The sequence below is a fragment of the Stomatobaculum sp. F0698 genome, from assembly GCF_030644385.1.
Taxonomy (GTDB): domain Bacteria; phylum Bacillota; class Clostridia; order Lachnospirales; family Lachnospiraceae; genus Moryella.
Window position 1 is genome coordinate 1,305,723 of the sequence record NZ_CP130060.1, and the last position, 23,692, is coordinate 1,329,414.

The following is a 23,692-nucleotide window of genomic DNA, read 5'->3' on the forward strand; positions in this document are numbered from 1 at the left end:
CTGTCACTTTCCGAGGATAAAGGTGAGCTCTGCCTCTACCGCCTTTTCATCCTCTACATATGCTGTCGCCTTGCCCTTGCCGACAGGTCCCTTCACCTTCTCAATCTCGCAAACCAGTCTCAGCCGGTCTCCCGGCACCACCTTGCGACGAAACCGTGCATGATCTACGGCCCCGAAATACGCGGTTCTGCCGGCATTTCCCTCCTGCGAGAGAATCGCGACGGCGCCGGTCTGTGCGAGCGCCTCGATGATCAAAACACCGGGCATTACGGGTTCTTCGGGGAAATGTCCCCGGAAATAGGATTCGTCAAAACTCACCGCCTTATAGCCTTCGGCGCGCACGCCGGGCTCCAGTTCGGTGATGCAGTCTACCAGAAGAAACGGGTGGCGGTGCGGCAAAATCTTCTCAATTTCTTTGATTCCGAGTTTTACCTGCATCTCACGCCTCGTACTTTCTCATCAGAATGGTCGCATTGTGACCGCCGAAACCGAGCGAGTTGCTGACGGCAGCACGCACCGGAAGCGCTCTGCCCGCGCCCTTCACATAGTCGAGATTGCACTCCGGATCGTCCTTTTCGAGGCCCGCCGTCATGTGGATATAGCCCTCTTCGATGGTCTTTGCGAGAACCACAGCCTCGACACCGCCGGCCGCACCGAGCAGGTGACCGATCATGGACTTCGTGGAGCTGACCGCGAGCTTATCCGCCGCCGCGCCGAAGGCGCTGCGAATTGCCTTGGTCTCGGAGAGGTCGTTTAAGTGGGTCGAGGTGCCGTGCGCGTTCACATAGTCAATGTCCTCGGGATTCAGTCCCGCGTCGCGGAGCGCAAAACGCATGGCAGCCGCCGCGCCGGAACCATCCTCCAAGGGCGAGGTAATGTGGTTTGCATCACAGGTCGCACCGTAACCGGACATCTCGGCATAAATCTTTGCGCCGCGCTTCTTCGCGTGCTCCAGTTCCTCGAGCACCAGAATGCCCGCGCCCTCGCCGATTACAAAGCCGTTCCGCTCAAGATCGAAGGGAATCGAAGCGCGCTTCGGGTCCTCGGTCGTATTGAGCGCCGTGAGCTGCATGAAGCCCGCAACCCCGATCGGGGTGATGCTCGCCTCCGCGCCGCCCGCCAGCATGATATCCGCGTCGCCGCAGACAATGGAGCGAAAGGCCTCACCGATGTTGTGCGTGCCGGATGCACAGGCCGTCACAATGTTGATGTTCTTGCCCTTTAAGCCGCAGTGAATCGCGACATTGCCCGCTGCCATATTGCTGATCATCATCGGGACAAACAGGGGGTTCACGAGGTTCGGTCCCTTCGTGGTCATGCGCTCGTACTCGCGCTCCACCGACTGCAGAGAGCCGATGCCGGAGCCGATGGCGCAACCCGCCATATAGGGATCTTCCTTGCTGAGGTCAAGGCCGCTGTCCGCAAGTGCCTCTTTTGCCGCCGCAACGGCAAACTGCGAAAAACGCTCCATGCGGCGCGCCGATTTGACGTCCATGAAATCGGCCGCCTTGAAGTCCTTGACTTCGGCAGCCAGTTTCACCTTGAACTTTTCCGTATCGAACTGGGTGATGCGGTCAATTCCCACCTGACCCGCTTTCAACGAGTTCCAAAATGCCTCTGTGCCGATGCCGACCGGCGTCACCGCGCCGAGTCCGGTCACTACCACTCTTCTTTTTTCCATGTATTGCGTTCTCCTGCAAAGCCGCGTTGCCTGGTTTCAAAGAACGGCGGAAGCTCTTAGATAGAGAGTCCGCCGTCTACGGACAGAACCTGTCCGGTGATATAGGAAGCCTCGTCCCCCGCGAGGAAGACGACCGCAGACGCAATATCGTCCGCGCTCCCCATGCGTCCCAGCGGGACACCCGAGAGAATGGCATCTTTTGACTTGTCACTGAGCACCGCCGTCATGTCGGTGTCAATAAATCCCGGTGCGACGGCATTTACGGTAATGCCTCTGCTACCGAGCTCACGCGCAGCCGTCTTGGTCATGCCGACCAGACCCGCCTTCGCTGCGGAATAATTCATCTGCCCCGCATTGCCGTGAAGGCCCGAGTATGAGGAGATGTTGATGATGCGACCGCTCTTTTGGCGCAGCATCTTCTTCGCCGCCTGCTGCATACAGTAATAAGCGCCGTATAAGTTGGTCTGCAAGACCTCGTCAAACTGCGCTTCCTTCATGCCGATCAGGAGAGCATCGCGGGTGATGCCCGCGTTGTTCACGAGTATGTCGAGTCTGTCCTCTCGCGCGAAGATTTCCTCAAACATATGCTGCACCGCCGCCGCATCCGCGACATTCGCCTGAATCAAAAACGCCTTGCCGCCCGCAGCCTCGATCTCTGCGCGCACTTCCTCGGCCTTTGCCTCGGAGCCGTTGTAGTTTAACGCCACCACAGCGCCGAGAGAGGCGAGGCGCACGGCAATGGCTCTGCCGATGCCGCGCGATGCGCCGGTGACCAGCGCTACCTTACCGCTCAAATTGCTCATATCTTAGCCAGATCCTCCATGGTCTCGATGTTTACGACCGTTGCCTCTCTGTCAATCTTCTTTACAAAGCCCGCAAGCGTCTTGCCGGGTCCCAGTTCATAGAAGGTATCCACGCCCGCCGATAGCATATTGCGTATGCTCTGCTCAAAGCGCACCGAGCTGTAGACCTGCTCGGTCAGAAGTCCTCTGACCTTCGCCGCATCTTCCACGATATCGCCCGTCACATTCGCATAGTAGGGAATGCGAAGCGGGTGAATTTCCGTCTCCGCGAGCACCTTGCCCAGTTCCTCGCCGGCTTCTCTCAGAAGACCGGAGTGGAAGGGACCGCTCACGTTCAGCATGAGCACGCGCTTAATGCCGCGCGCCTTCAGTGCCTCCGCCGCAGCCTCGACCGCCTCTTTCTTACCCGAAATGACAATCTGCCCCGGGCAGTTGTAGTTCGCAATCCAGACTTCGGGAATCTCGGAAAGCGTCTCTTCGATGAGACTTGCCTCCGCGCCGAGCACCGCCGCCATGGCGCCGACGCCCGCCGGAACCGCCGCTTCCATGAGTTCGCCGCGCCGCGCAACCACACGGATTGCATCCGTCACGGAGAGCGCGCCCGCCGCGTATAGCGCCTCGTATTCGCCGAGACTTAAGCCCGCCGCCGTATCCGGCAGGAGTCCCTGCTTCTCAACGACCTTCATGATGGCAATTCCCGTTGTCACCATGGCGGGTTGGGTGTACTGCGTCAAATTCAGCTTCTCGTTTTCCTCAAAACAGAGTGCCTTCATGTCGTAGCCGAGCAGTTCCGACGCCTCGTCGAAGACTGCGCGCGCATCGGCATCCGCTTCGTAAAAGCTCTGCCCCATGCCGACCTTCTGAGCGCCCTGTCCGGGAAACAAAAATGCCTTTTTAGACAAAGTCCGCCGCCTTTCTCGCAAGCGTCTGACACTCGCGCATCATATCCTCAATAATCTCACGGCAGGGTTTCACGTCCCGGATGAGACCCGCAATCTGACCTGCCATGACGGTGCCGTGAATGACATCGCCTTCCTGTACGGCCTTGCGGAGCGAGCCCAGGGTCAGGTACTCGAGCTCCTCAAAGCTCTTGCCCTCGGCCTCAAGGCGCGCGTACTCGCGCGTCATATCGTTCCGTAGGCTCCGCACCGGGTGTCCGTGCGTTCTGCCGGTCACGGCGCTGTCAATGTCCTTCGACTTCACGATGCGGTTCTTATATGCATCGCTTACCACAGCTTCGGTACTCGCGACAAAGCGCGTGCCGATTTGCACGGCTTCCGCGCCGAGCATAAATGCCGCCATCATACCTCTGCCGTCCGCAATACCGCCCGCGCCGATCACCGGAATGCTCACGGCATCGACCACCTGCGGCAGCAGACACATGGTCGTTGCCTCACCGATGTGACCGCCGGACTCTGTGCCCTCCGCGACCACAGCGTCGGCACCGAGGCGCTCCATCATGCGCGCCTGCGCGACCGAAGCGACCACCGGAATGACCTTGACACCGGCCTTCTTCCAGTCCTCCATGTACTTGGTCGGCATGCCCGCGCCGGTCGTAACAACCTTGACGCCCTCTTCGATGACCACCCGCGCAACATCGTCCGCGTGGGGAGACATCAGCATGACATTGACACCGACCTGCGCCGAAGTGAGGCGCTTTGCGTCACGGAGCATATCACGAATCACTTCTCCGGGTGCGCTCGCTCCGCCGATGAGGCCCAGGCCTCCGGCCTCACTCACCGCCGCCGCGAGATGCTGCTCGGCGACCCACGCCATCCCGCCCTGCAGGATGGGATAGCGTATGCCGAGGAGCTCCGTCACTCTTGTTTTCATTCTTCGACGCCCTTGTCCTTGAGGTACTTCATGACGTCGCCGACCGTAGCGAGCTTCTCAAGATCCTCGCTCGGAATCTCAACCTTGAACTCGTCCTCCATAGCCATGACCAGCTGGAACAGATCCAGGGAGTCTGCGCCGAGATCATCCTTGAAGGAAGTCTCCTCGGTGAGGGTGCTCTCATCTGCGCTGAGCTGCTCTGCAATCATCTGCTTAACCTTTTCAAACATGGTAATCTCCTTTTTTTGTGCGCAAGTTAATGAACACTTGCCGTTTCTTTGTCAATCTTGCTTCTTTCTTTTTTTAACCGATTCTCTGCGTTACGTCAATAGCGTATCACCGTTGCGCCCCAGGTGAGGCCGCCGCCGAAACCCGAGAGCACAAGGATATCGCCCCGTTTGAAGCGGCCCTCGCGGTTCAGTCGGTCAAAAAGGGTCGGGATGCTTCCCGCCGAGGTATTTGCCGTATCGGAGAGGTTCATCGGGAACTTGTCGAGCGGCTCGCCGAGGTACTTGGCGACCGCCTCGATGATGCGCGAATTTGCCTGGTGCAGGACATAGGCGCTCACATCCTTCTTGTCGACGCCTGCGTTTTGAAGCGCCTCTTCAATGCAGAGCGGAACGGTGCGTACCGCAAAGCGGAACACCTCCTGCCCGTTCATGGAGAGGAAATGGTCGTCCGGGTCCGTGCGACCGGTGAGGTTATGTCCCTTCACGCCGTCCGCGCCGAGCGCGGAACCGAGGATATCGCCCTTCGACTCATCCTCGGTCGTCTCGAGCACCACGGCGCCGACCGCATCTCCGAAGAGCACGCAGGTGGTTCTGTCCTGCCAGTCCAAGTAGCGGGTCACAAGGTCGCCGCCAATGACCAGCGCCTTCGTTGCGAGGCCTGTCTTTAAGAGGCCTTCCGCCGTCCGGAGGGAGTAGAGGAAGCCGGAGCAGGCCGCGTTGATATCGAAGGCGACCGCGTTCATCGCGCCGATCAGCGCCTGCACCTGGCAGGCCGCGCTCGGCGTCACATTGCCGTCCGTGCAGGTGCCGAACACAATCAGACCGATTTCCTCTGCGGAGACCCCCGCCATCTCGAGCGCTTTTTCCGCAGCAGCGGCCCCCAGCTTCTCTATGGTCTCGGTCTCATCCGCGACATGGCGTTGGTGTATACCGGTGCGTGCAAAAATCCACTCGTCACTCGTATCGATGACCTTTGCGAGGTCATCGTTCGTCACAACTTTCTTCGGCAGGGCGGAACCCGTGCCGGAAATCCACAATCTCATCGCAGCGCCTTACGCTTCCCGAAGCGACGGATGTGCGCTTCTGTATTCTTTTTCGCAGGCGGGGCAGCGTCCGCAAATCTTCAGGTAGTCAAGCTTCTCCTGCTGTTCGTATTCCGTTCCCTCAACCTCCGCCGGTGCAATGTGGCCGCAGCCGTACAGAATGGTGTGTTTTGCCATTGTGCTTCCTTCTTTCTATCAATTTGCCCTGTTTGCCCGTCTCTGCCTACTCCGTTATTTCGCGCTTCAGATTCTCGCGACACCCGTGCGTCTCGCCGCTTCGGCAACTGCCTTGGAAACAGCGTCCTTAACGCGCGGATCGAAAGCCTTCGGGATGATGTTGTCCTCGCTGACTTCATCGTCCGCAATCAGGTTTGCGATTGCGACCGCCGCCGCCATCTTCATCTCCTCGTTGATATCCTTTGCGCGGACATCGAAGGCACCGCGGAACAGTCCCGGGAACACCAGCACGTTGTTAATCTGGTTCGGGAAGTCCGATCTGCCGGTCGAGATGACTCTCGCGCCGCCCTTCTTTGCCTCATCCGGGAAAATCTCCGGGGTCGGGTTCGCGCAGGCAAAGATGATGGCATCCTTGTTCATGCTTCTCACCATCTCCTCCGTGACCATGTTCGGGCCTGAGAAGCCGAGGAAGATGTCCGCGCCGACCAGCGCATCCTTCAAGGTGCCGGTCTTACGATCGAGATTCGTGACCTCGAGCATCTCCTTCTGCGCCCAGTTGAGATCCTTCGAGTTCTCGTTCATGATGCCTTCGCGGTTGCAGAGCGTTAAGTTCTTAAAGCCATAGGAAAGCAGCAGCTTCGAGACTGCGATGCCCGCGCTGCCCGGTCCGTTCACGACCACCTTGACCTCTTCCTTGTCCTTGCCCACCACCTTCAGTGCATTGATGAGACCGGAGAGAACAACGATTGCCGTTCCGTGCTGATCGTCGTGGAAGATCGGAATATCGCACTTCTCCTTCAGCTTGCGCTCGATTTCAAAGCAGCGCGGCGCCGCAATGTCCTCGAGATTCACACCGCCGAAGGAACCGGAGAGCAGATAAATCGTGTTGACAATCTCATCCACGTCCTTGGACTTCACACAGAGCGGGAAGGCATCGACATCGCCGAACGCCTTGAAGAGCACGCACTTGCCCTCCATGACCGGCATACCTGCCTCCGGGCCGATGTCGCCGAGTCCGAGAACTGCGGTGCCGTCCGTCACAACCGCGCACAGATTCCAGCGGCGCGTGAGCTCGTAGGACTTGTTCACATCCTTCTGAATCTCAAGGCAAGGCTCGGCAACACCCGGGGTGTATGCGAGCGATAAATCCTCCGAGGTCTTAACCGGAATATCCGTTACAACCTTGATTTTACCCTTCCACTCGTAATGCTTCTTCAGTGATTCCTCTGCGTAGTTCATGCTATCCTCCTGTCTCTACAATGACGGGCAAAGACACAAACCCGTATGGAGAAATCATACACAAAATAACAAGTCTTTTCAAGAATAAGCAGGGGCGGGCGACACGCAGCCACGCCGTTCGGCAGCTTTCTCGGATTAAGCTTTTCTTAATTCAATTGAATACACTACTCCGCTTACGATTTTGCTGTCAACAATCGGAGGGCTGTGATAGAATCTCTCTGATTATTGAGTCCGGCAGGACACTGCCACGGAGGTATTCCATGAAATTTTATTCCTATGAGTTTTTGCTGCGACGCAATGTCGGCATGAACCGCGTGCAACTCATTATTGCGGCCATTTTGTTTCTGATTTTACTGGTAAACGGGCTACGCTATTTTAAAGACAAACAGAGTTCCCGCCACCGCGAACCCGCGCTGATTGCGCTCCTATTACTGATTGTCATGGCGCTCCTGCAAGTGAACCGCTACCGGGAGTTGCAGGCAAACGGCCAGAAGGTCACTCTGGCAATTCATTCGGTGGAACGCATTGCAAAGGAACTGAATGTGCCTGCGGAAGAGGTTTATCTCAATGCGACCGAGTTTTCCGGCAACCCGATTATCTTTGCCAAGGGTACGTACTATCGCGTCCTTAATGTAAATGACACGACCTGCAATCTGGAACCCATGGAACTGATCGGCACGGAACCGGAATTTATCCGAGAATAATTTCATTTCAGAGGAGTATACTATGCTGTCTATCTTTAACAATTTCTATTTCCTTGTTGCGGTCAAGCTGTTAATCGGCCTGCTCTCCCTCTCCCTTGTCATTAATATCAGCGGCAAGGGAAATCTTGCCCCCTCGAACGCAAGCGATCAGATTCAGAACTATGTACTCGGTGGTGTGATCGGCGGTACCATCTATAACAGCGCTATCACCATTTTGCAGTACATCTTGATTCTGCTCATCTGGTGCATCGTGATTTTAAGCCTCAAGTGGATTAAGACCAATAACCACACGGTCGGACAACTCCTCGACGGACAGCCCCTGGTCATTGTCAATCACGGAAAACTGAGCGTCAAGAACTGCCGCCGCGTGGGTCTCACCGCGCATGATCTCTCCTTTAAGCTTCGCGCAGCGGGATATTACTACGTGGAGGATTTGCAGCGCGTTGTCGTGGAACAGGACGGTCGGTTTCTCATGATTCCTTACGGCGAGGAGAACCCGAAGTATCCGCTGATTACCGACGGCCAGATTCAAAGTGACATTCTGGAGTTGATCGGCAAGGATGAAGCGTGGCTCACGGAGAGCCTCGCAAAACTCGGTCACAAAGACCTGAGCCGCCTCTTCCTTGTCGAATACCGCGAGGGTAAACTCCTGGTCACCGCAGCTTAAGCTTGTTTGCGGCTTCAAAATCTGCTATAATGATAGCCTATTCGGGGATGTACCGGTTTCGACAGGGACCGTGCAGCCGGTGAAGCTATCCGCATGCGGTGCGTTAAACGGCAAACTTAAATACAAACGCTAACGAAAATTTAGCATACGCAGCCTAAGGGCTTGCCGTCCGACCCAGAGCACTCACACTTTGGGACCCGGGCGTCGACTTTGTGAGAAACGACTTGCGTTAAGCTTTGCACGTAAGGGCGTAATATGAAGCTACCGAAACCGTGAGGGCGTCCGCTCCCGCGCGGCAGAGGGAATGTCAAAGAGCTGACTATGATAGTAGAAGAACGGGGAATCGGTTTTTGGACACGGGTTCGACTCCCGTCATCTCCATCACCAAAAAGAGTGCACATCTACGCCGGAAACGGTGCGGATGTGCACTTTCTCTTTGCTTTATGATAGCCAAAAAGGTACTGTGACAGTGCAAAAAGGTACTGTAGCAGAGTACTCATGCAACACGAAATAGAGGGCGTGATTGCGTCCCCTTTTCACTTGCAGATTTCGTACCATCTGCTGTTCCTCCACGCACGGTAAGCGACCCGTCCGAGCAACCCCGCGACTATAGCGATTACGATAATAACTTCAATGTTCATCTGTTTTTTAGAATGAAAGTGTGATATTCTTATTAAAGAGGAGGGGGCTTTCGCCCCCAGCTCTTACTTCCAGAGCTTGTCGATGATTAGTAGAATGAGCCCTGTGAGGAACCCGACAACTGCCTGCGCTGTCAAATCAGTCCAGTTGATCGGGCTCTTTTTATTTCCGTCCTTCAGTCTTTCCGCGCCTTATCAAGCGCAACGAGGCCCACCTGCGCCGCGGTATCGCTGCCCTAAATGCAGGGGAGGGCAAAGAGCACGAAGTGTTAGCGGATGAGGACAACGCCGCTACTCCGAATGAAGACCGCCCCCGGCGGTAAGGAGGATTTAAAATGGAACTGCTGCTTGTATCCTATCTTGCCGGAACAAAAACAATCACGGCGAACTATCTTTCCAAACTGTCTTCCAAGACAATTACGTTTATTCCCACAGCCGGAAATGTGGAGCCGTATACCGGTTTTATTGACGAGGGCATTGCGATGTTGGAGGAATTAGGCTATCAGCTGCATATGCTCGATATTGCCAAGGTCGAAGAACCCGTGCTGATACAGGAGCTGGAGCGCGCAGCCTGTGTCTGCATCTCCGGCGGCAATACCTTTTATCTCTTGCAGGAATTAAAAAAGAAGCATCTCACAGAGCTTCTTGCGCGCCGCATCCGGGAGGGCATGTTCTATATCGGCGAATCCGCAGGCGCAATCATCGCCTCACCCGATATTGAATACAATCAGATTATGGACGACAAAACCGTTGCGCCCGATCTTATGGATTACACGGCCCTCAATGTATTTGACCACTCCGTTCTCCCGCATATCGGGGAATACCCCTTCGAAACGAGCTCCCGCGAGACCCTGGAGCGCTACCGGAATTCGTTGAAATTGATTCCGCTCAACAATCACGAAGCCGTCCTGGTTAACGATCGGGGGTATACCATACTGCGCGAAACAAGCCCTGAAGGGAGCTCTCTATGACGCCGTTAGAACGCATGCAATCTATGCAGCCCTATCACAACAGCTACGAAGGCACACCTGCTCATTTACAGGACAAGGCAAAACAGCTTTGCTGAGAATACAATCAGACCTCGCCCCGGGCGTGTGAAAAGTCCCCTTCTTACCAACGGCATCCGGTAAAAAGGGGACTTTTTAAGCACGATTCTTTACAGATTGTGGCGAATCGTCTCAGGGCTATCCAGCGCTTCTTCCAGTATACGGCTTAGAACAGATGTGTAGCCTTTGCCGAGCATCTTTGCCTTTTTCAGCGCTTCCGGAGAAAGCCTGAGGGTGACAGTCTGTTTGCACCGCTCTTTCCGCTTCTGTTCCGCTACACGCCGAAAACACGACAGCTCTTCCGCAGTTAGCTCCCGACACGTTTCATCCGGCGTCAACGGACGCTCTTCCAGTGCTTTCAACATATCCTTCTGCTTTTCGGTCAGAGGTTTCTTTATGTCAATCTCTCTTTGAATCATGGTAGGCTCTCCTTTCTTCATTTGTCGCTTTTCTTGCCGATATCAACCGGATGACTTCGAGCCGTTCTGTGTATACAACCATAACAACCACGGCAGTTCCGCCTATTTCTCCTATCGTGATATAGCGGTCTTCATGTTCTGAATGTCGTTCGTCAAACCACTCCAAGCGGTTTACATCATTAAAGATGAGCGCGGCGGTACTGAAATCTAGCCCATGCTTCACAATGTTTCTCTTTTCTTTGCTTTCGTCCCATTCAAAAAGCATGGATTTCCTCCGTTTTCTATATTATGTCAAAATGTAACACATTTTGCAATACAAACTAATCATACAGCAAAATTCAGCCTGTCAAAACCACAGAACGAATCGGAGGGCCGTAATCGTGTCTCACACCTATCATACTCCCCTATCGTTTACCCTCAAATTCTAACCGCCGCAAATTACAAAAATAGGACAGCACAATTTATGTGCTGTCCTATTTGTTTACCGAAACACTTTGTATGCAATCCAGCCCCAAAGTAACAGGGCCAGCGGCACCAGTATGCGAAACTTCAGCTTCTGCGTCTTATGTCGAAAGAAATTCATGCCGAAAAGTGCGCCCGGCGCGCCGCCGAGGAAGGCGCTGAGTAAGAGCGTGCGCTCCGAAATGCGCCAGGCATGGCGGCGGGATTTTTCCTTGTCAAAGCCAAAGAGCAGAAAACTGATAAGGCTCACCGCCGCTGTCCAGATGAGAAATACGCTCTGTTCCGTGTTCAAGTGCATGCCGCTCCCCTCCTGTCCTCAGTCTTTTCTCCTAAACTTACCGACGCTTCGCCAACTGTTTCGCCAAGTGCTTTTCCGGGCCTTTTTCAGGGCCCTGCGTATGCTGCCCGGAATCAAACTTCCTCGTAAGTACCGGGTTCCCGCGCGAAGACATAGCTTGTCTCGGTGGAGAGCTCCTCCCGGAAGGCATAGCCGCTCCGCGAAAAGCCTTTCAGTTCCTCCTGACTCTCCGCGCCTATCTCCGCGAGATAGCGCACCATCTCCCCGCGCGCCATCTTCGCATAAACGCCCTTCTGCACGACCTTGCCATCTAAAAGTTCTCCGAACACACAGGTAACGAAACAATCCTCCGGCTGTAAATACGCCTCGATTGCCTTCGAATACTCCTTCGAGGCGAGGTTGATGATGACGCCGCTCTCATCCCGCACCGCGCGGTACAGCTTATCCCCCCAGAAGGCGTAGAGGTTCTTGTGACCTGCGACGGCTGCCTTTGCCTGCATTTCAAGGCGATAGGGTGTGACCGCGTCCATGGGGCGCAGCACGCCGTAAAAGCCCGACAAAATGCGGAGCTTCTCCTCCACATAGCGGAGCGCCGTTTCCTCAAAGACGGCCGGTGCCATGTACTGATACTGGATGCCCTCGTAGGCCAGGATGGCGGGCGTACCGCCTTCCCGCAGGTTCATGGCCGCAAAGCGCGCGGCGTTCTCCGCCGCGATTTTATCGTTGCAGCCCCAAAGCGCCTTCTGCTCCGCATACGAGAGACTCTGAATCCAAAGTTTCAGGCGCTCCGCCTCGTCAATGTACTGCGGCAGTCGCTCCGCGGCTAGGCTGTCCGTATTGACCCGCATCTTCTTTGCGGGAGAGATAATCAGCTTCACGCGAGCTCTCCGAGCATCTTCGCCGGGTTCTCCGCGGCCTTCACCTTATCGTCCGCCTTCACAATGATGCCCTCTTCGTCAATGAGGTAGGTCGTACGCACGACACCCATAGAGACCTTGCCGTAGAGCTTCTTTTCCTTCCAGACATCGTAGCGCTGAATGACCTCTTTTTCCGGATCCGCGAGGAGGGTAAAGGGCAGGCCGTACTTCTCCTCAAACTTTTTGTGAGAGGCCACGGAGTCCTTGCTGATGCCGAGCACCACCGCGCCCCGCTCACGGAACTGCGGGTAGAGCTCCGCAAAGCCGCAGGCCTGCTTGGTGCAACCCGGCGTCATATCCTTCGGGTAAAAATAAAGAATGACTTTCTGTCCCCGGTAGTCCGAGAGCTTTCGCAGCTCTCCGTTCTGATCCGGCAGGGTAAAATCGGGTGCCTTGGTTCCGACTGCTAACATGATGTTCTCCTTTCGCTTAGGATACTTTGATTCCGCATCATTATCCTAGCTATCGGTGCCCCTTGTCAATCTCCGCCAAAAAAGAGGCAGCCCTCGGGCTACCTCTTCCTTTTCCTTGCTTTCCTGTATCCCCTCCCGCCTTACGGGGTCACCGTCAAGACCTCCCGGAACAGGGGCGCGTCGATGGGGTGTTCACGGTCTATCACGCGGAGGGTAAACTCGATCTCTTTGACCTCGGTAATCTGGCTCTCTTCGAGTCTGCGCTTACTCCAGCGGAGTTCCGCAAAGCCGCTCTCTCCGGGCTTTAAGTCACCGGTCATAGAGGTATCCACCATGTAGTCGTTGATGGAAATTTTTTCCGCCTCATAGCGCAAATCCTTATCGCTCTTGTTCTCGATAAAGAGGGTCAGCACGTAGCGGCCTCTGTCATCGAAGGCACCGCCGAGCTGCGTCACGCGGAAGTTTTCGTTCTCCGTGAGAACCTTTTCATCTTTACCGACTTTCCGCTCGAACTTCACGCCGCTGTTCTCCCCGTAGGGGTAGATGCGAAAGCTCTCCTGTTCCTTCGGATGAGCTGCGGAGTAGCCTCGCTCGCCGACGGAAAAACCGAGTTCAAGCTCTCCGAAATCCCGCATGTCATAGTATTCGGAGTAAGGCAGATCTATGGTCTCTTTGGATTTCTTGCCGGCCGCAACATCGCAGCCGATGAAGGAGTCGAGGCGTATGCCGTCGCCGCTCAGCGAGTCCAGAGAGAAATTAAACTCCTTGTCTTTACTCTTATTCTCAAAGGTCAGCTGAATCGAATAGTAGCCGTCCTCATCGACCTCTATGCCGTCCACTTGAATCGCGTAATCTTCTTTGTCCACCGCGGTATAGGGCTCAACTTTCGGAACTCTCTTCGCTTCGCTCTCCGTTTTCGAGCCGCCCCCCTGTCCGCCCTGCTTGTTGCCGCAAGCCGCCATGGAAAGTGCCAAGATGCATGCCAGTGCAAGTACCGTGCGTTTCTTCATCTGTCTGTCTCCTCCGTTTTGCAAGGCTTCCTCGCTTCTTCGAAAAGCATAGCATGCCGCAAAATACTTTACAATATCCGCTCCTTAATTCTGTGTTTTCCGAGCACTTTGCCCAAACCATGGTCTTTATTTCAAACGAAAAAGGCAGCCCCATCGGACTGCCTTTTTTCGTTCGGCTATTATCTGCCTAGTCACGGCGTGACGGTATAGTTCTTATCTAAGAGCGGTCCGCCCGCAAGATTGTCGACATCCTGCGCCCGCAGATTGAACTGCAGCTCCTTAATCTCCGCCTCCGGCATCGTGAGATCCTGATACGTGATAAAGCCGAACAGTGACTGCCCCGGTCCCACCTCAAAGTACTGCGTTGTGCTACGCGTCTGTCCGTTCACGCTCCCCTTTTCGCTGTTGATATAGAGCCGCTTGTTTGTCTTATTCCGGAGATAGAAAAACACATTCTCGTTACCGAATTGATCCTGCTTACACTCTGTCACACCCGCTTCAAAAATCTCATTGTCATCGAGCTGCTTGTAGCTATCATTCGGCGTAAAGACATACTTCACATCCCGGTTCTCGCCGTAGGGGTAAATGTGGAACACATCGGTCTCCCCCTTCTGATTCTGCGCATTGCTATCCCGAATCGCAAAGCGGAAGGTCAAATCGCCGAAACTCTTAAGGCTATACGTGCTGTTCTTTTGGAACATCAGATTGACCTGCTTTTCCTGTCCGGGCTCTACGGTCTCGCTGATTCCGCTCGTTCTGAGCACAATGCCGTCGCCCTCCAGGTTCATTAACACAAAGACATAGCTCTTGTCCTCACTCTTATTTTGCAGCGTGAGCTGCAGGTATTCCTGGTCCTCGCCTAGATTTCCGTAGTTGACGATTTTTACGCCGTAGTCTTCCCTGTCCACGGCCTGAAACGGAGTGATGCGGAATTCGGCTTTCACCTGCTTCTCGGTTCCGGCCCCGCTCTCTGCGGTTTCTGTCATCTCGGTTGTCTCTGCGCTCTCTTTGGCCGCTTTCTTGCCGCCGCAAGCCGTCAGGGAAAGTGCCAAAATACATGCCAGTGCAAGTGCCGTGCGTCTCTTCATCCCTCTGTCTCCTCCGTTTTGCGATGCCTGTCGCTTTACCGAAAAAGCATAGCACGCGGGGGCTGACTTTACAATATCGCCCCCCGCAACACTCTTTACCTCCGCCTATTCCAAAGTCTTTGACCGTTCCCGGATAAAAAAGGCAGCCCCTTAGGACTGCCTTACGGTTTACGGTTCCACGGTATAGGTTTTTTCAAGCGCCGGGTGCTCGGACAGCACGAAGGTATTTCCCTCGTCCACAAAGAGGTTGAAGCTCAGATTCTGAATCTCCTCGACCTTCGTGTCCTCAACGTAGGAATGATCCCAGAAAATCGGGATAAATGCGGACTGTCCCGCCCCCACAACATGGAAGTTATTCATTTCAATCGGGGTGTCATTGACTGCGCCGCCCTGAATATACAGGGTAATCAGCTTACCGGAGCGGTTCTCGAGATAGAGGTTCAGGACGTAATTGCCGTACTTGTCCTTCGTGACACCGGTGTTTGTCGCCTTGAAGTACGCGTTCTCATCGAGGAGCTTATCGCCCTCCTTCTCCTTCCAAGTGTAGTGAACCTTGCTGTTTTCTCCGTTCGGGTAGATGTGGAACACCTCATCCTTTTCCGGCGTATAGACCGAGAGCTTCGAATCCTGAACCAGGAAGCGGAACTCGAGGTCGCCGAAATCCTGAAGTTTATAGTCCGGGTTCGTCCGGATCGGGAGTTGCACCGCAACCGCCTGCCCCGGCTCCGCCACCTTGTTGATAGAACTGTAGAGGCGTATGCCGTCTCCGGTGAAGGAATCCAAAAGGAAGCGATACGATACTGTCTCGCTTTTATTCTGCAGCGTGAAGGCAATAAACCCATTGTCGTTTGCGTCCGTCATATACCCGTCGACACGGATACCGTAATCCTGCTTATCGACCGCCTGAAAGGGCTGAATGGTAAAGGGCTTTCCTGCCTCGCCGCTCGTCTCGCTCGCCGCTACGGTCTCGCTCGCCGCTACGGTCTCGCTCTTCGTCTCCGTTTTTTTGCCGCCGCCGCAGGCAACGAGCGGAAGCGCAAGGCTCAGCGCAAGGGTCCATGTCACAAATTTTTTCATATCTTCCTCCTGTCGTAACGCTTTCTTCTCGTGTTCTCTGTCTCAGTCTTTTCCGAAGACCTGCTCCTTTAATCTTCTTCCGGTCGGCGTTGTCGCAAGGCCGCCGCCCGCGGTCTCCTTGAGCCCCTCGTGCATCTGATCTCCCACTTCCTTCATCGCGAGTATGCACTCGTCCGCCGGAATCTTTAGGCCGATGTCGGCGAGCGCCATATCGGCGCAGGCGTAGGCCAGAATCACGCCTGCCGCGTTCCGCTTGATGCAGGGAATTTCAACCAGACCCGCGACCGGGTCACAGACCAAGCCGAGCTCGTTTACAATGACCATGCCGAGGGCATCCGCGCACTGCGTGGGCGTACCGCCCATGAGTTCCACCAGCGCAGCCGCCGCCATGCCGGCCGCAGAGCCGCACTCCGCCTGACATCCGCCCTGGGCGCCGGCAATGCAGGCATTGGTCGCAATGACCATGCCGAAGGCACCCGCCGTGAAGATGGACATGACGACATCGCGCTTTGAAAAATTTCTGTCCTCGTACATCGGCACCAGACAGCCCGGCAGAATGCCGCAGCTGCCCGCGGTCGGCGTCGCGACAATGCGCCCCATGGCTGCGTTACAGTTGCTCACCGCAAGCGCGCGCGCCATGGCCTTGGTCATGAGGCTGCCCGTTAAGCCGCCCTTCGTCTCGGCATACTGCTTCATGCGGTAGCCCTCTTCGCCGGTTAAGCCCGAGCGGGATATGCGTCCCGGCTGCTGTCCCCAGTCCGCCGCCTCAATCATCACGTCAAAGTCTTTTTCGAGCTCACGGTACAGATCTTCCTCGCTGATGCCGAGCTGCAGAGCCTGATCCTTCAAACAGAGCTCGCTGATCTTGATTCCCGCTTTCTCTGCCGCTTCTACGATTTCCTGAATTGAATTGTATTGAATCATAGCGCCCCCCGTCAGCCCAGCGCCCGGATTAAGACCGTGCGCTCCACATTTTTGATTTTGTTCAGATCTTCAATCATGCCTTCCGGCGGTGCCTGATCCAGTTCCAGCATCATCATGGCTTCGCCGCCCTTCTCCTTGCGACTCAGGCGGAAGTTTCCGATGTTCAGATCCGCATACTTCTCGTACATGAGCTGGGTCACCGCCGCAATGACACCCGGGCGGTCATGATGCAATATGAGCAGGGTGTTGTTGTCGCCGGTGAAGTTCACCTCCATGCCGTCGATGTTGGTAATCTGGATGTTGCCGCCGCCTATGCTCGCGCCTTCCACCATGCCTTTTTTGCCGTTGTCGCACTCATAGTAAATGCGCGCCGTGTTCGGGTGTGCACCCGAAATATCCTCGGGTACAAATTCATAGGAAAGCCCTCTCTCCGCCGCGATGCGCATGGAATCGCGGAGTTCCTCCGACCAGCTGTAGTAGCCGAGGATGCCGGCCAGAATCGCGTTGTCCGTGCCGTGTCCCCGGTAGGTGCGCGCAAAGGAACCGGAGAGCTGAATGCGTGCGCGAATGATGCGCGCATCCCCGGCGAGTTTATTTGCGACCCGCCCGATACGGCAGGCGCCCGCCGTGTGAGAACTGGAAGGACCTATCATCACGGGACCGATAATATTAAAAATATTCATGTGTTTACTCCCCGCGGCTTCTGTTCTTTGTTCATTCTGCCGCCGCTTCCAGTGTACCACAGAGCGTCTTATTTTTCCGCATAAGAAAAAAGCGGCTCCGGTTTCCCGGAGCCGCTCATCAATCAAATTAAACTCAAGCCTTCTTGACAGAGACAATCGTGCCGTCGAACGGATCGACCTCGGAAAGGGTGCCCGTGTAAGTAACGGTGACCTTGTCGCCTGCCTTGACATCGGAAAGTCCTTCCGGAGCCTTGCCCTGCTCAAAGCTGAACATGTAGGAAGTGCCCTTCTCATCGGTAACGGTGAAGGAGAAGTCCTTGACCTCGTCAAGCGTGCCGACCAGGGTGCCTTCCTTTGCATCCATAGCCTTCTCGTCCTTCTTGGACTCCTCAGCCTTGGTCTCGCCCTTCTTGGTCTCCTCAGCCTTGGTCTCGTCCTTCTTGGACTCGTCTGCCTTGCTCTCGACCGAAGACTCCTGCTTTGCGGTGGTCTCCTCAGCCTTCTTATCACCGCAAGCGGTGAATGCCAGTGCTGCCGCAGCAGCCGTTGCCAACACAAGTGCGCGAACCATATTCTTTCTCATCATTTTATCCTCCTTAAGTTATGCCTGCGGAAAATTCCGCCTGCAATGAAGACAAGTATAGCCACTTAAGACGAGAAAACAAGCGTTTTTTGTGATTCTTAAAAATGTTTATGCTTTTTTTAGCTTTTTGCCGAAGCTTGTATACAGGAATTTTACGACTGTCTACACACTTTGCCGCGCTCAGTAGCGCACGCTGCCTTTGAACTCTCGTTCCACTTCGCGTCTCGCATCGTTCTTTGCGATGGTCGCGCGCTTATCGTACTTTTTCTTACCCTGGGCCAGACCGATCTCGACTTTCACCAGTCTGCCCTTCAGGTACACTTCAAGCGGCACGAGCGTGAGTCCCTTCTCCTTGATGGTTCCGATCAGACGGCGTATCTCCCCCTTGTGCATGAGGAGCTTTCGCACGCGGAGCGGATCCTTGTTGAAGATATTTCCCTTCTCATAGGGGTTAATGTGCATGCCGTAGATGAACACTTCCCCGTTTTTGATATCGACCCAGCTCTCCTTGATTGAGCACTGGCCGAGGCGCAGGGATTTGACCTCTGTGCCGAAAAGCTCAATGCCGGTCTCAAAACTCTCCAGAATAAAATAGTCGAAGCGGGCTTTCTTATTGTTCGCGATGAGTTTCTTGCTCTCTTTTCCCATGCCTCTCCTCTCTGTTTCCTTAATCCTCGTCCGCCGAGGGCAGGGGCGGCTCCGGCAGGAAGTCCACGGTGCGTATGAGGCGGTCTGCCCCGGTCACACGAACGCGGAGCGGCTCGCCGAGGCGGTAGCGCTTTTTCGTAAACTCGCCCACAAGTTCCGCCTTCTCCTCATTGTACTGATAGTGATCGTCCCGGAGTTCGGACACCCGTATCATGCCGTCCACGGTGTTCTTCAATTCCACGTAGATGCCGTAGCGCGTTACCCCGCTGATGATACCCTCGTAAATCTCGTTGATGTGGCCTTCCATGTACTCACACTTCTTGTACTTGACCGCATCGCGCTCACATTCCTGCGCTCTCCGCTCGGTCTGACTTGCACGGTCCGAAACACCGGACAGGATTGCGCGGTAGTGCTCCTTCCGCTTTTCGCTGAGACCGCGGCGCAAATCCTCCTTGATGATGCGGTGAATCTGGAGATCCGGATAGCGCCGTATCGGGGAGGTAAAGTGCGTGTAATAGCGGGAAGCAAGGCCGAAATGACCGATACAGTCCACCGAATAGCTGGCCTGAGTCATGGTGCGCAGCGCCATGCGGCTCACAAGATCCTCTGCCTCGGTGCCCTCGACGCGGAGCAGGAGTTTCTGAATTTCCCGCGGGGTCACCTCGCCGTTCTTTAACTTTAAGTTCAAGCCGAAGTTCATGACAAAGGTCTTTAAGAGCTGTAACTTCTCCGGGGTGGGCGCCTCGTGAACGCGGTACACAAACGGAAGGTGCTTGAGACAGTAGGTTTTCGCAACGGTCTCATTTGCCGCGAGCATGAAGTCCTCAATGAGGCGGGTTGCCTCGTTGCGCTCGTAGGCACGAATCTCAATCGGCTTTCCGGAAGGACTTAAAATCACCTTGCTCTCCGGGAAATCGAAGTCGATATAGCCTCTCTCGCTGCGCAGGGCGCGAAGCTGTCTTGCCAGCACGTCCATGCGCTCCAGCATGGGCACAAACTCGGCATAGTGTTCACAGAGCTCGGGCTCATGGTTCGTGATGATCTGGTTGACCGTCGTGTAGGTGAGGCGGCAATCGGAGCGAATCACGGACTCGCAGATTTCGCTGTGCACAAGCTCTCCCTCTGCCGTAAACTCCATGAGGCAGGAAAGCGCAAAGCGATCCTCGCCCTCATTCAGCGAGCAGATGCCGTTCGAGAGTTCCACCGGCAGCATGGGAATCACGCGGTCCGGGAGGTATACGCTCGTGCCGCGGTTTAAGGCCTCGCGGTCCAGGGGGCCGCCCTCTTTCACATATTCGCTGACATCCGCGATGTGGACGCCGAGCTGTACGTTTCCGTTCTCCAGTTCGGTGAGGGAGATCGCATCGTCCAAGTCTTTTGAGTCCTCGCCGTCTATGGTCACGGTACAGAGTGCTCTCAAATCGCGCCGTCCCGGAACTTCGCCGCTGAGTTCCTCCGTGCCCTGCCGCTCCGCGCGCACCGCTTCCGCGAGACATTCCTCCGAGAAGGTATCCGGAATTTCAAAGCTTCGCACAATCGAGGTGAGATCCACACCGACTGCACTCGCCTTGCCGAGGCGTTCCAATACACGCCCCTCTAAATCTTCGCCTCTCTCCTTCGGGTAGGCCGTAATCTCCACCAGCACCTTTTCGCCGGTCTGCGCGCCGAGGGAAGCCCCCGCGGGTATGACGACATCCGCCGCAAAGCGGGTATTGTCCGGCAATACCACGCCGCTTCTGTTCTCTCTCCGGTAATAACCCACCAGACGGCTCACGCCGCGCGCCACAATTTCCAAGACGCGCCCCTCGCGGCGCTCCAGCTGCTGGCCGCGCGGAATCAGTATGCGTACCGTATCTCCCTGCAGCGCCCCTCTCGTCTTATCGCGGGGAATAAAGACATCGTTCTCCTCGCCCGGGATGCGCACAAAGCCGAAGCCCTTCGCATTTGCCGCGAAAACGCCCTCTTTTTCCTGACTCTCGGACTTACCGTATTTGCCGTTTTTCGAGACGCGGATACGCCCCTCCCGAACAAGCGCATCGAGCGCGCTCTCCAAGTCCTTCCGCTTGGATTTCGGCACATCCAAAAAGACCGCAATGTCCTGCAGGCGCATGGGCTGGTACATGGGATCTTCCATCAGCTTGAGCAATACCTGCTCTCTCTTCTTTAACAATTCATCTTGGGTCATACGCCCGATTCTCTCCTCTTTCTCCGGCTTTCACAGGCCGAATACCGTGAAAAAAAGCCCCCGCGCTTACTGCGGGAGCCTCTCTCTGTTTATTTTATCAAGTTCAGTGCAAATGCAAGGATGAGGAACAGCACCGCCGCAGCTGCCGTGAGCTTTTCCAGTGTTCCCTCCACCGAGCGTCCGCGAATCTTGCCCCAGTAAGAATCCGCGATACCGCCGATTGCACCGAGTCCCTGATCTTTTCCCTCCTGCATCAAAACGACACCGGAGAGAAACACGCAGACAATAACAAAGAAAATCGATAAAACTCTGTTCAGTATAATCATCCCGTTCCTCCAGCTTGTGCCGCATTTCGCCTGATTGCGGGCACATTTTCCGATATAATACCACAAATGATGCGGCGGGACAAGGATTTCTCAAGAAGTATACACTCAAATAAAAATAGGAATTATTATTGACATTTGAGCGAGCCGTGATAAACTATAGCCAAGATGAATTTCATTCATCTAATCTTTATAAGTTCATTCTAATTCACATTCACCGTTTTTACAAGGAGGAAAACCACATGTCTCTTATCGGCAAGGAAATCGGCGATTTCAGCGCACAGGCATTCCAGAACAACAGCTTTAAGACCGTGAACCGCGAGGATCTCCGCGGCAAGTGGAGTGTCTTCTTCTTCTACCCGGCGGACTTCACCTTTGTCTGCCCGACCGAGCTCGAGGACCTCGAGAACAACTACGCAGCGTTTCAGAAGGCAGGCTGCGAGATCTACTCGGTCTCCTGCGACACCCACTTCGTTCACAAGGCTTGGCACGACCACTCCGAGAAGATTTCTAAGATCACCTATCCCATGCTCGCAGACCCGACCCAGGCGCTGGCACGCGACTTTGAGGTCCTGATTCCGGAGGCGGGTCTCGCGGAGCGCGGCACCTTCATTGTGGACCCGGATCTCAAGATTGTCGCTTACGAAGTCAACGCGGGCAATGTGGGCCGCAACGCAGAGGAACTGCTCCGCAAAGTGCAGGCTTGCCAGTTTGTCCGCGAGCACGGCGATGAGGTTTGCCCGGCAAAGTGGACCCCCGGCGCAGAGACCCTGAAGCCGAGCCTGGATCTCGTCGGTGCCCTGTAATTCAAAGAGAAAGGAATATCCATGACGTCAGCAGAGAGAGCATCTTTCTATGACGCGATCGTTATCGGCGGCGGCCCTGCGGGGCTGACCGCCGGTCTCTATCTTGCGAGAGCCTGCTATCGCGTCCTAGTCATCGAAAAAGAAAAGTTCGGCGGCCAGATTACGATTACCGCCGAAGTCGTAAACTACCCGGGTGCGGAGCCCATGAGCGGAGAGGCCTTGACCGAGCGCATGCGCCTGCAGGCGGAACAATTCGGCGCGGAGTTCTTACTCGCCGAAGTTCTCTCCCTCCGCGAAGAGGAGGGCTTTTACCGCATCTCAACCGCCAAGGGCGATTTTCTGACCCACGGTGTGATACTCGCAACCGGCGCTCACCCCCGCATGATAGGCTTCCCCGGCGAAGCGGAGTATAAGGGCCACGGCGTTGCCTACTGCGCGACCTGCGACGGCGAATTCTTCACCGGGCGCGAGGTCTTTGTGGTGGGAGGCGGCTTTGCCGCAGCCGAGGAGGCTGTGTTCCTCACAAAGTATGCGTCCCATGTGACCATACTGATACGCGAGCCCGATTTTACCTGCGCCGCAAAGGTTGCGGAACCCGCGAAACAGCATGAAAAAATCACGGTGAAGTATGACACCGAGGTCGAAGAAGTCTCGGGCGACAGCCTGCTGCGCCGCATTCGCTACCGAAACTCGAAGACCGGGGAAGTGACAGAATTCAGTCCGGCGGACGGCGGCAGCTTCGGCGTCTTTGTCTTTGCGGGCTACGCGCCTTCCGCGGGCCTCCTCTCGGGACTTGCGGAGCTTGACGAGCACGGCTATGTGCTCACCGACCGGAACCAAAAGACAAGCCGAGACGGCATCTATGCCGCGGGCGATGTTTGCCAAAAGAATCTCCGCCAGGTTGTGACCGCGACCGGAGACGGAGCGACGGCGGCGACCGAGCTTGAAAAGTATATCTCGGTACGGCAGAGAGAAACCGGTGTCAAGGCGGAAATTCAGACCAAGCGCGCCGCGGTTCACACAGCGCAGGACAGCTCACCGGCGGCCGCTGCGGTACAGAGCGGCGATACCCCCTTTGACAGCGCAATGATACAGCAGCTGAACACGGTCTTTTCGCGGCTCACCGAGGGACTTACGCTAAAGCTCTACACCGACGAGGGCGCGGTCTCCTCTGAACTCAGGCACTATTTGGAGGCGCTCACCGCCCTCAGCGATAAGCTGACCCTCTCAGAAGAGAGCGCGCCGGATCCGCTCGTAAACGGCGAGCCGGAACTCCCCTATGTGCGCGTGTTCCGCGCAGACGGAAGCTACGCGGGAATCTGCTTCCACGGCGTGCCGGGAGGCCACGAGTTCACCTCCTTTGTGCTCGGGCTCTACAACGCGGGAAGCCCCGGACAGGCGGTCTCCGATGAGCTGAGAAGCCGCATTGACGCCCTGCAAAAGGATATTTCCCTCAAGATTTTTGTGAGCCTTTCCTGCACCATGTGCCCGGAGCTTGTGACGAGCGCACAGCGCATTGCAACCCTGAACCCGCGCGTTAAGACCGAGGTCTACGACTTAAACCGCTTCCCGGCCCTCCGCGATCGCTATGAGGTCATGAGCGTTCCCTGCTTCCTCATAAACGATGCGCCGCCGCAATTCGGCAAGAAAGATATCGCCCAGCTTCTCGACCTGCTCGGCGCATAAAACAGTCGGAGCCCCCGCAACGCCGGCGAAATCAAGCGTTACGGACACAAGAAAACAGCGTCCCGGTACGAACCGGAACGCTGTTTTTATTTGCTCTGTAATCGAAAAA

Annotated in this window: 28 protein-coding genes and 1 other RNA gene; 6 read left to right on the forward strand and 23 right to left on the reverse strand. The window is 55.6% G+C overall.

The genetic code is table 11. The features are described from left to right. Window positions 1-3 precede the first annotated feature (3 nt). The 9 genes from fabZ to QU660_RS05910 all read right to left on the reverse strand — a co-directional run bounded on the left by fabZ (window position 4) and on the right by QU660_RS05910 (window position 7,006). The gene (gene fabZ / locus QU660_RS05870) at window positions 4-438 is read right to left on the reverse strand and encodes a 3-hydroxyacyl-ACP dehydratase FabZ (protein ID WP_304945614.1); all 435 of its coding nucleotides are present in this window, start codon (window positions 436-438) and stop codon (window positions 4-6) included. A 1-nt stretch (window position 439) separates the two neighbouring features. Continuing rightward, window positions 440-1,681, reverse strand: a complete 1,242-nt coding sequence (gene fabF, locus QU660_RS05875) for a beta-ketoacyl-ACP synthase II (protein WP_304945615.1) — start codon at window positions 1,679-1,681, stop codon at window positions 440-442. Window positions 1,682-1,737: 56 nt separating this feature from the next. Next, window positions 1,738-2,484, reverse strand: a complete 747-nt coding sequence (gene fabG / locus QU660_RS05880) for a 3-oxoacyl-[acyl-carrier-protein] reductase (protein ID WP_304945616.1) — start codon at window positions 2,482-2,484, stop codon at window positions 1,738-1,740. Beyond that, on the reverse strand, window positions 2,481-3,386 hold the full coding sequence (fabD, locus tag QU660_RS05885; protein ID WP_304945617.1) for an ACP S-malonyltransferase: 906 nt from the start codon (window positions 3,384-3,386) through the stop codon (window positions 2,481-2,483). The genes fabG and fabD overlap by 4 nt, the downstream gene beginning before the upstream one ends. Continuing rightward, complete coding sequence (gene fabK / locus QU660_RS05890; RefSeq protein WP_304945618.1) at window positions 3,379-4,317, reverse strand: enoyl-[acyl-carrier-protein] reductase FabK; 939 nt, start codon at window positions 4,315-4,317, stop codon at window positions 3,379-3,381. The genes fabD and fabK overlap by 8 nt, the downstream gene beginning before the upstream one ends. Further along, window positions 4,314-4,547, reverse strand: coding sequence for an acyl carrier protein (gene acpP / locus QU660_RS05895; protein ID WP_304945619.1), 234 nt, complete (start codon window positions 4,545-4,547; stop codon window positions 4,314-4,316). Before acpP ends, fabK begins: the two co-directional genes overlap by 4 nt. 95 nt (window positions 4,548-4,642) lie before the next feature. Next, window positions 4,643-5,590 carry a beta-ketoacyl-ACP synthase III gene (locus tag QU660_RS05900; RefSeq protein WP_304945620.1) on the reverse strand — a complete coding sequence of 316 codons (948 nt, stop codon included), beginning with the start codon at window positions 5,588-5,590 and terminating at the stop codon, window positions 4,643-4,645. 9 nt (window positions 5,591-5,599) lie between these two features. Then, window positions 5,600-5,767, reverse strand: a complete 168-nt coding sequence (locus QU660_RS05905) for a hypothetical protein (RefSeq protein WP_304945621.1) — start codon at window positions 5,765-5,767, stop codon at window positions 5,600-5,602. 66 nt (window positions 5,768-5,833) lie between these two features. Then, window positions 5,834-7,006 carry an NAD(P)-dependent malic enzyme gene (locus QU660_RS05910; RefSeq protein WP_304945622.1) on the reverse strand — a complete coding sequence of 391 codons (1,173 nt, stop codon included), beginning with the start codon at window positions 7,004-7,006 and terminating at the stop codon, window positions 5,834-5,836. A 260-nt stretch (window positions 7,007-7,266) separates the two neighbouring features. Between QU660_RS05910 and QU660_RS05915 the strand changes: the two genes are divergently transcribed. From QU660_RS05915 to QU660_RS05930, 4 genes are all read left to right on the forward strand, one after another. Beyond that, a complete protein-coding gene (locus QU660_RS05915) occupies window positions 7,267-7,710 on the forward strand; it encodes a DUF3290 family protein (RefSeq protein ID WP_304945623.1) in 444 nt (147 codons plus the stop codon). Window positions 7,711-7,732: 22 nt separating this feature from the next. Further along, window positions 7,733-8,377 (forward strand): DUF421 domain-containing protein, encoded by a 645-nt coding sequence (locus QU660_RS05920; RefSeq protein ID WP_304945624.1) that lies wholly within the window; start codon window positions 7,733-7,735, stop codon window positions 8,375-8,377. Between the two features lie 43 nt (window positions 8,378-8,420). Beyond that, window positions 8,421-8,761: a transfer-messenger RNA gene (gene ssrA / locus QU660_RS05925) on the forward strand. Window positions 8,762-9,350: 589 nt separating this feature from the next. Next, the gene (locus QU660_RS05930; protein WP_304945625.1) at window positions 9,351-9,986 is read left to right on the forward strand and encodes a Type 1 glutamine amidotransferase-like domain-containing protein; all 636 of its coding nucleotides are present in this window, start codon (window positions 9,351-9,353) and stop codon (window positions 9,984-9,986) included. Between the two features lie 185 nt (window positions 9,987-10,171). On the opposite strand, the gene QU660_RS05935 is transcribed toward QU660_RS05930, so the two are convergent. The 14 genes from QU660_RS05935 to secG form a co-directional block, all read right to left on the reverse strand. Further along, window positions 10,172-10,480 (reverse strand): BrnA antitoxin family protein, encoded by a 309-nt coding sequence (locus tag QU660_RS05935; RefSeq protein WP_304945626.1) that lies wholly within the window; start codon window positions 10,478-10,480, stop codon window positions 10,172-10,174. Further along, window positions 10,461-10,745 carry a BrnT family toxin gene (locus QU660_RS05940; RefSeq protein ID WP_304945627.1) on the reverse strand — a complete coding sequence of 95 codons (285 nt, stop codon included), beginning with the start codon at window positions 10,743-10,745 and terminating at the stop codon, window positions 10,461-10,463. Before QU660_RS05940 ends, QU660_RS05935 begins: the two co-directional genes overlap by 20 nt. A 216-nt stretch (window positions 10,746-10,961) precedes the next feature. Beyond that, window positions 10,962-11,240: a DUF1294 domain-containing protein gene (locus QU660_RS05945; protein ID WP_304945628.1), complete on the reverse strand. Its 279-nt coding sequence runs from the start codon at window positions 11,238-11,240 to the stop codon at window positions 10,962-10,964. 113 nt (window positions 11,241-11,353) lie between these two features. Continuing rightward, entirely contained in the window at window positions 11,354-12,118 is a 765-nt protein-coding gene (gene yaaA, locus QU660_RS05950) for a peroxide stress protein YaaA (protein WP_304945629.1), read from the reverse strand. After that, the gene (gene bcp / locus QU660_RS05955; protein ID WP_304945630.1) at window positions 12,115-12,570 is read right to left on the reverse strand and encodes a thioredoxin-dependent thiol peroxidase; all 456 of its coding nucleotides are present in this window, start codon (window positions 12,568-12,570) and stop codon (window positions 12,115-12,117) included. The genes yaaA and bcp overlap by 4 nt, the downstream gene beginning before the upstream one ends. A 140-nt stretch (window positions 12,571-12,710) precedes the next feature. Next, window positions 12,711-13,580 (reverse strand): hypothetical protein, encoded by an 870-nt coding sequence (locus QU660_RS05960; protein ID WP_304945631.1) that lies wholly within the window; start codon window positions 13,578-13,580, stop codon window positions 12,711-12,713. A 191-nt stretch (window positions 13,581-13,771) separates the two neighbouring features. Then, window positions 13,772-14,668: a hypothetical protein gene (locus tag QU660_RS05965; RefSeq protein WP_304945632.1), complete on the reverse strand. Its 897-nt coding sequence runs from the start codon at window positions 14,666-14,668 to the stop codon at window positions 13,772-13,774. A 168-nt stretch (window positions 14,669-14,836) separates the two neighbouring features. Further along, complete coding sequence (locus tag QU660_RS05970) at window positions 14,837-15,745, reverse strand: hypothetical protein (protein WP_304945633.1); 909 nt, start codon at window positions 15,743-15,745, stop codon at window positions 14,837-14,839. Between the two features lie 42 nt (window positions 15,746-15,787). Then, window positions 15,788-16,669, reverse strand: a complete 882-nt coding sequence (sdaAA, locus tag QU660_RS05975; protein ID WP_304945634.1) for an L-serine ammonia-lyase, iron-sulfur-dependent, subunit alpha — start codon at window positions 16,667-16,669, stop codon at window positions 15,788-15,790. Window positions 16,670-16,680: 11 nt separating this feature from the next. After that, complete coding sequence (gene sdaAB, locus QU660_RS05980) at window positions 16,681-17,352, reverse strand: L-serine ammonia-lyase, iron-sulfur-dependent subunit beta (RefSeq protein ID WP_304945635.1); 672 nt, start codon at window positions 17,350-17,352, stop codon at window positions 16,681-16,683. A gap of 133 nt (window positions 17,353-17,485) precedes the next feature. After that, window positions 17,486-17,938 (reverse strand): hypothetical protein, encoded by a 453-nt coding sequence (locus QU660_RS05985; RefSeq protein ID WP_304945636.1) that lies wholly within the window; start codon window positions 17,936-17,938, stop codon window positions 17,486-17,488. Window positions 17,939-18,115: 177 nt separating this feature from the next. Further along, the gene (gene smpB / locus QU660_RS05990) at window positions 18,116-18,583 is read right to left on the reverse strand and encodes an SsrA-binding protein SmpB (RefSeq protein ID WP_304945637.1); all 468 of its coding nucleotides are present in this window, start codon (window positions 18,581-18,583) and stop codon (window positions 18,116-18,118) included. A 19-nt stretch (window positions 18,584-18,602) separates the two neighbouring features. Further along, on the reverse strand, window positions 18,603-20,768 hold the full coding sequence (gene rnr, locus QU660_RS05995; RefSeq protein WP_304945638.1) for a ribonuclease R: 2,166 nt from the start codon (window positions 20,766-20,768) through the stop codon (window positions 18,603-18,605). A gap of 89 nt (window positions 20,769-20,857) precedes the next feature. Then, window positions 20,858-21,094, reverse strand: coding sequence for a preprotein translocase subunit SecG (gene secG / locus QU660_RS06000; RefSeq protein WP_304945639.1), 237 nt, complete (start codon window positions 21,092-21,094; stop codon window positions 20,858-20,860). Between the two features lie 239 nt (window positions 21,095-21,333). Here secG and ahpC point away from each other — a divergent pair, with 239 nt between their 5' ends. Together ahpC and QU660_RS06010 are read left to right on the forward strand one after the other, a co-directional pair. Further along, window positions 21,334-21,897 (forward strand): alkyl hydroperoxide reductase subunit C, encoded by a 564-nt coding sequence (gene ahpC, locus QU660_RS06005; protein ID WP_304945640.1) that lies wholly within the window; start codon window positions 21,334-21,336, stop codon window positions 21,895-21,897. 21 nt (window positions 21,898-21,918) lie between these two features. Continuing rightward, window positions 21,919-23,583, forward strand: coding sequence for an FAD-dependent oxidoreductase (locus QU660_RS06010; RefSeq protein ID WP_304945641.1), 1,665 nt, complete (start codon window positions 21,919-21,921; stop codon window positions 23,581-23,583). The last annotated feature ends 109 nt before the right edge of the window (window positions 23,584-23,692 follow it).

Excerpts from the sequence above, each read along its gene's own strand:
- fabZ (WP_304945614.1), bottom strand. The coding sequence starts at position 438 with ATGCAGGTAAAACTCGGAATCAAAGAAATTGAGAAGATTTTGCCGCAC.
- fabF (WP_304945615.1), bottom strand. The coding sequence starts at position 1,681 with ATGGAAAAAAGAAGAGTGGTAGTGACCGGACTCGGCGCGGTGACGCCG.
- fabG (WP_304945616.1), bottom strand. The coding sequence starts at position 2,484 with ATGAGCAATTTGAGCGGTAAGGTAGCGCTGGTCACCGGCGCATCGCGC.
- fabK (WP_304945618.1), bottom strand. The coding sequence starts at position 4,317 with ATGAAAACAAGAGTGACGGAGCTCCTCGGCATACGCTATCCCATCCTG.
- acpP (WP_304945619.1), bottom strand. The coding sequence starts at position 4,547 with ATGTTTGAAAAGGTTAAGCAGATGATTGCAGAGCAGCTCAGCGCAGAT.
- QU660_RS05900 (WP_304945620.1), bottom strand. The coding sequence starts at position 5,590 with ATGAGATTGTGGATTTCCGGCACGGGTTCCGCCCTGCCGAAGAAAGTT.
- QU660_RS05905 (WP_304945621.1), bottom strand. The coding sequence starts at position 5,767 with ATGGCAAAACACACCATTCTGTACGGCTGCGGCCACATTGCACCGGCG.
- QU660_RS05910 (WP_304945622.1), bottom strand. The coding sequence starts at position 7,006 with ATGAACTACGCAGAGGAATCACTGAAGAAGCATTACGAGTGGAAGGGT.
- QU660_RS05915 (WP_304945623.1), top strand. The coding sequence starts at position 7,267 with ATGAAATTTTATTCCTATGAGTTTTTGCTGCGACGCAATGTCGGCATG.
- QU660_RS05920 (WP_304945624.1), top strand. The coding sequence starts at position 7,733 with ATGCTGTCTATCTTTAACAATTTCTATTTCCTTGTTGCGGTCAAGCTG.
- QU660_RS05930 (WP_304945625.1), top strand. The coding sequence starts at position 9,351 with ATGGAACTGCTGCTTGTATCCTATCTTGCCGGAACAAAAACAATCACG.
- QU660_RS05935 (WP_304945626.1), bottom strand. The coding sequence starts at position 10,480 with ATGATTCAAAGAGAGATTGACATAAAGAAACCTCTGACCGAAAAGCAG.
- QU660_RS05940 (WP_304945627.1), bottom strand. The coding sequence starts at position 10,745 with ATGCTTTTTGAATGGGACGAAAGCAAAGAAAAGAGAAACATTGTGAAG.
- QU660_RS05945 (WP_304945628.1), bottom strand. The coding sequence starts at position 11,240 with ATGCACTTGAACACGGAACAGAGCGTATTTCTCATCTGGACAGCGGCG.
- bcp (WP_304945630.1), bottom strand. The coding sequence starts at position 12,570 with ATGTTAGCAGTCGGAACCAAGGCACCCGATTTTACCCTGCCGGATCAG.
- QU660_RS05960 (WP_304945631.1), bottom strand. The coding sequence starts at position 13,580 with ATGAAGAAACGCACGGTACTTGCACTGGCATGCATCTTGGCACTTTCC.
- QU660_RS05965 (WP_304945632.1), bottom strand. The coding sequence starts at position 14,668 with ATGAAGAGACGCACGGCACTTGCACTGGCATGTATTTTGGCACTTTCC.
- QU660_RS05970 (WP_304945633.1), bottom strand. The coding sequence starts at position 15,745 with ATGAAAAAATTTGTGACATGGACCCTTGCGCTGAGCCTTGCGCTTCCG.
- sdaAA (WP_304945634.1), bottom strand. The coding sequence starts at position 16,669 with ATGATTCAATACAATTCAATTCAGGAAATCGTAGAAGCGGCAGAGAAA.
- sdaAB (WP_304945635.1), bottom strand. The coding sequence starts at position 17,352 with ATGAATATTTTTAATATTATCGGTCCCGTGATGATAGGTCCTTCCAGT.
- QU660_RS05985 (WP_304945636.1), bottom strand. The coding sequence starts at position 17,938 with ATGATGAGAAAGAATATGGTTCGCGCACTTGTGTTGGCAACGGCTGCT.
- smpB (WP_304945637.1), bottom strand. The coding sequence starts at position 18,583 with ATGGGAAAAGAGAGCAAGAAACTCATCGCGAACAATAAGAAAGCCCGC.
- rnr (WP_304945638.1), bottom strand. The coding sequence starts at position 20,768 with ATGACCCAAGATGAATTGTTAAAGAAGAGAGAGCAGGTATTGCTCAAG.
- secG (WP_304945639.1), bottom strand. The coding sequence starts at position 21,094 with ATGATTATACTGAACAGAGTTTTATCGATTTTCTTTGTTATTGTCTGC.
- ahpC (WP_304945640.1), top strand. The coding sequence starts at position 21,334 with ATGTCTCTTATCGGCAAGGAAATCGGCGATTTCAGCGCACAGGCATTC.
- QU660_RS06010 (WP_304945641.1), top strand. The coding sequence starts at position 21,919 with ATGACGTCAGCAGAGAGAGCATCTTTCTATGACGCGATCGTTATCGGC.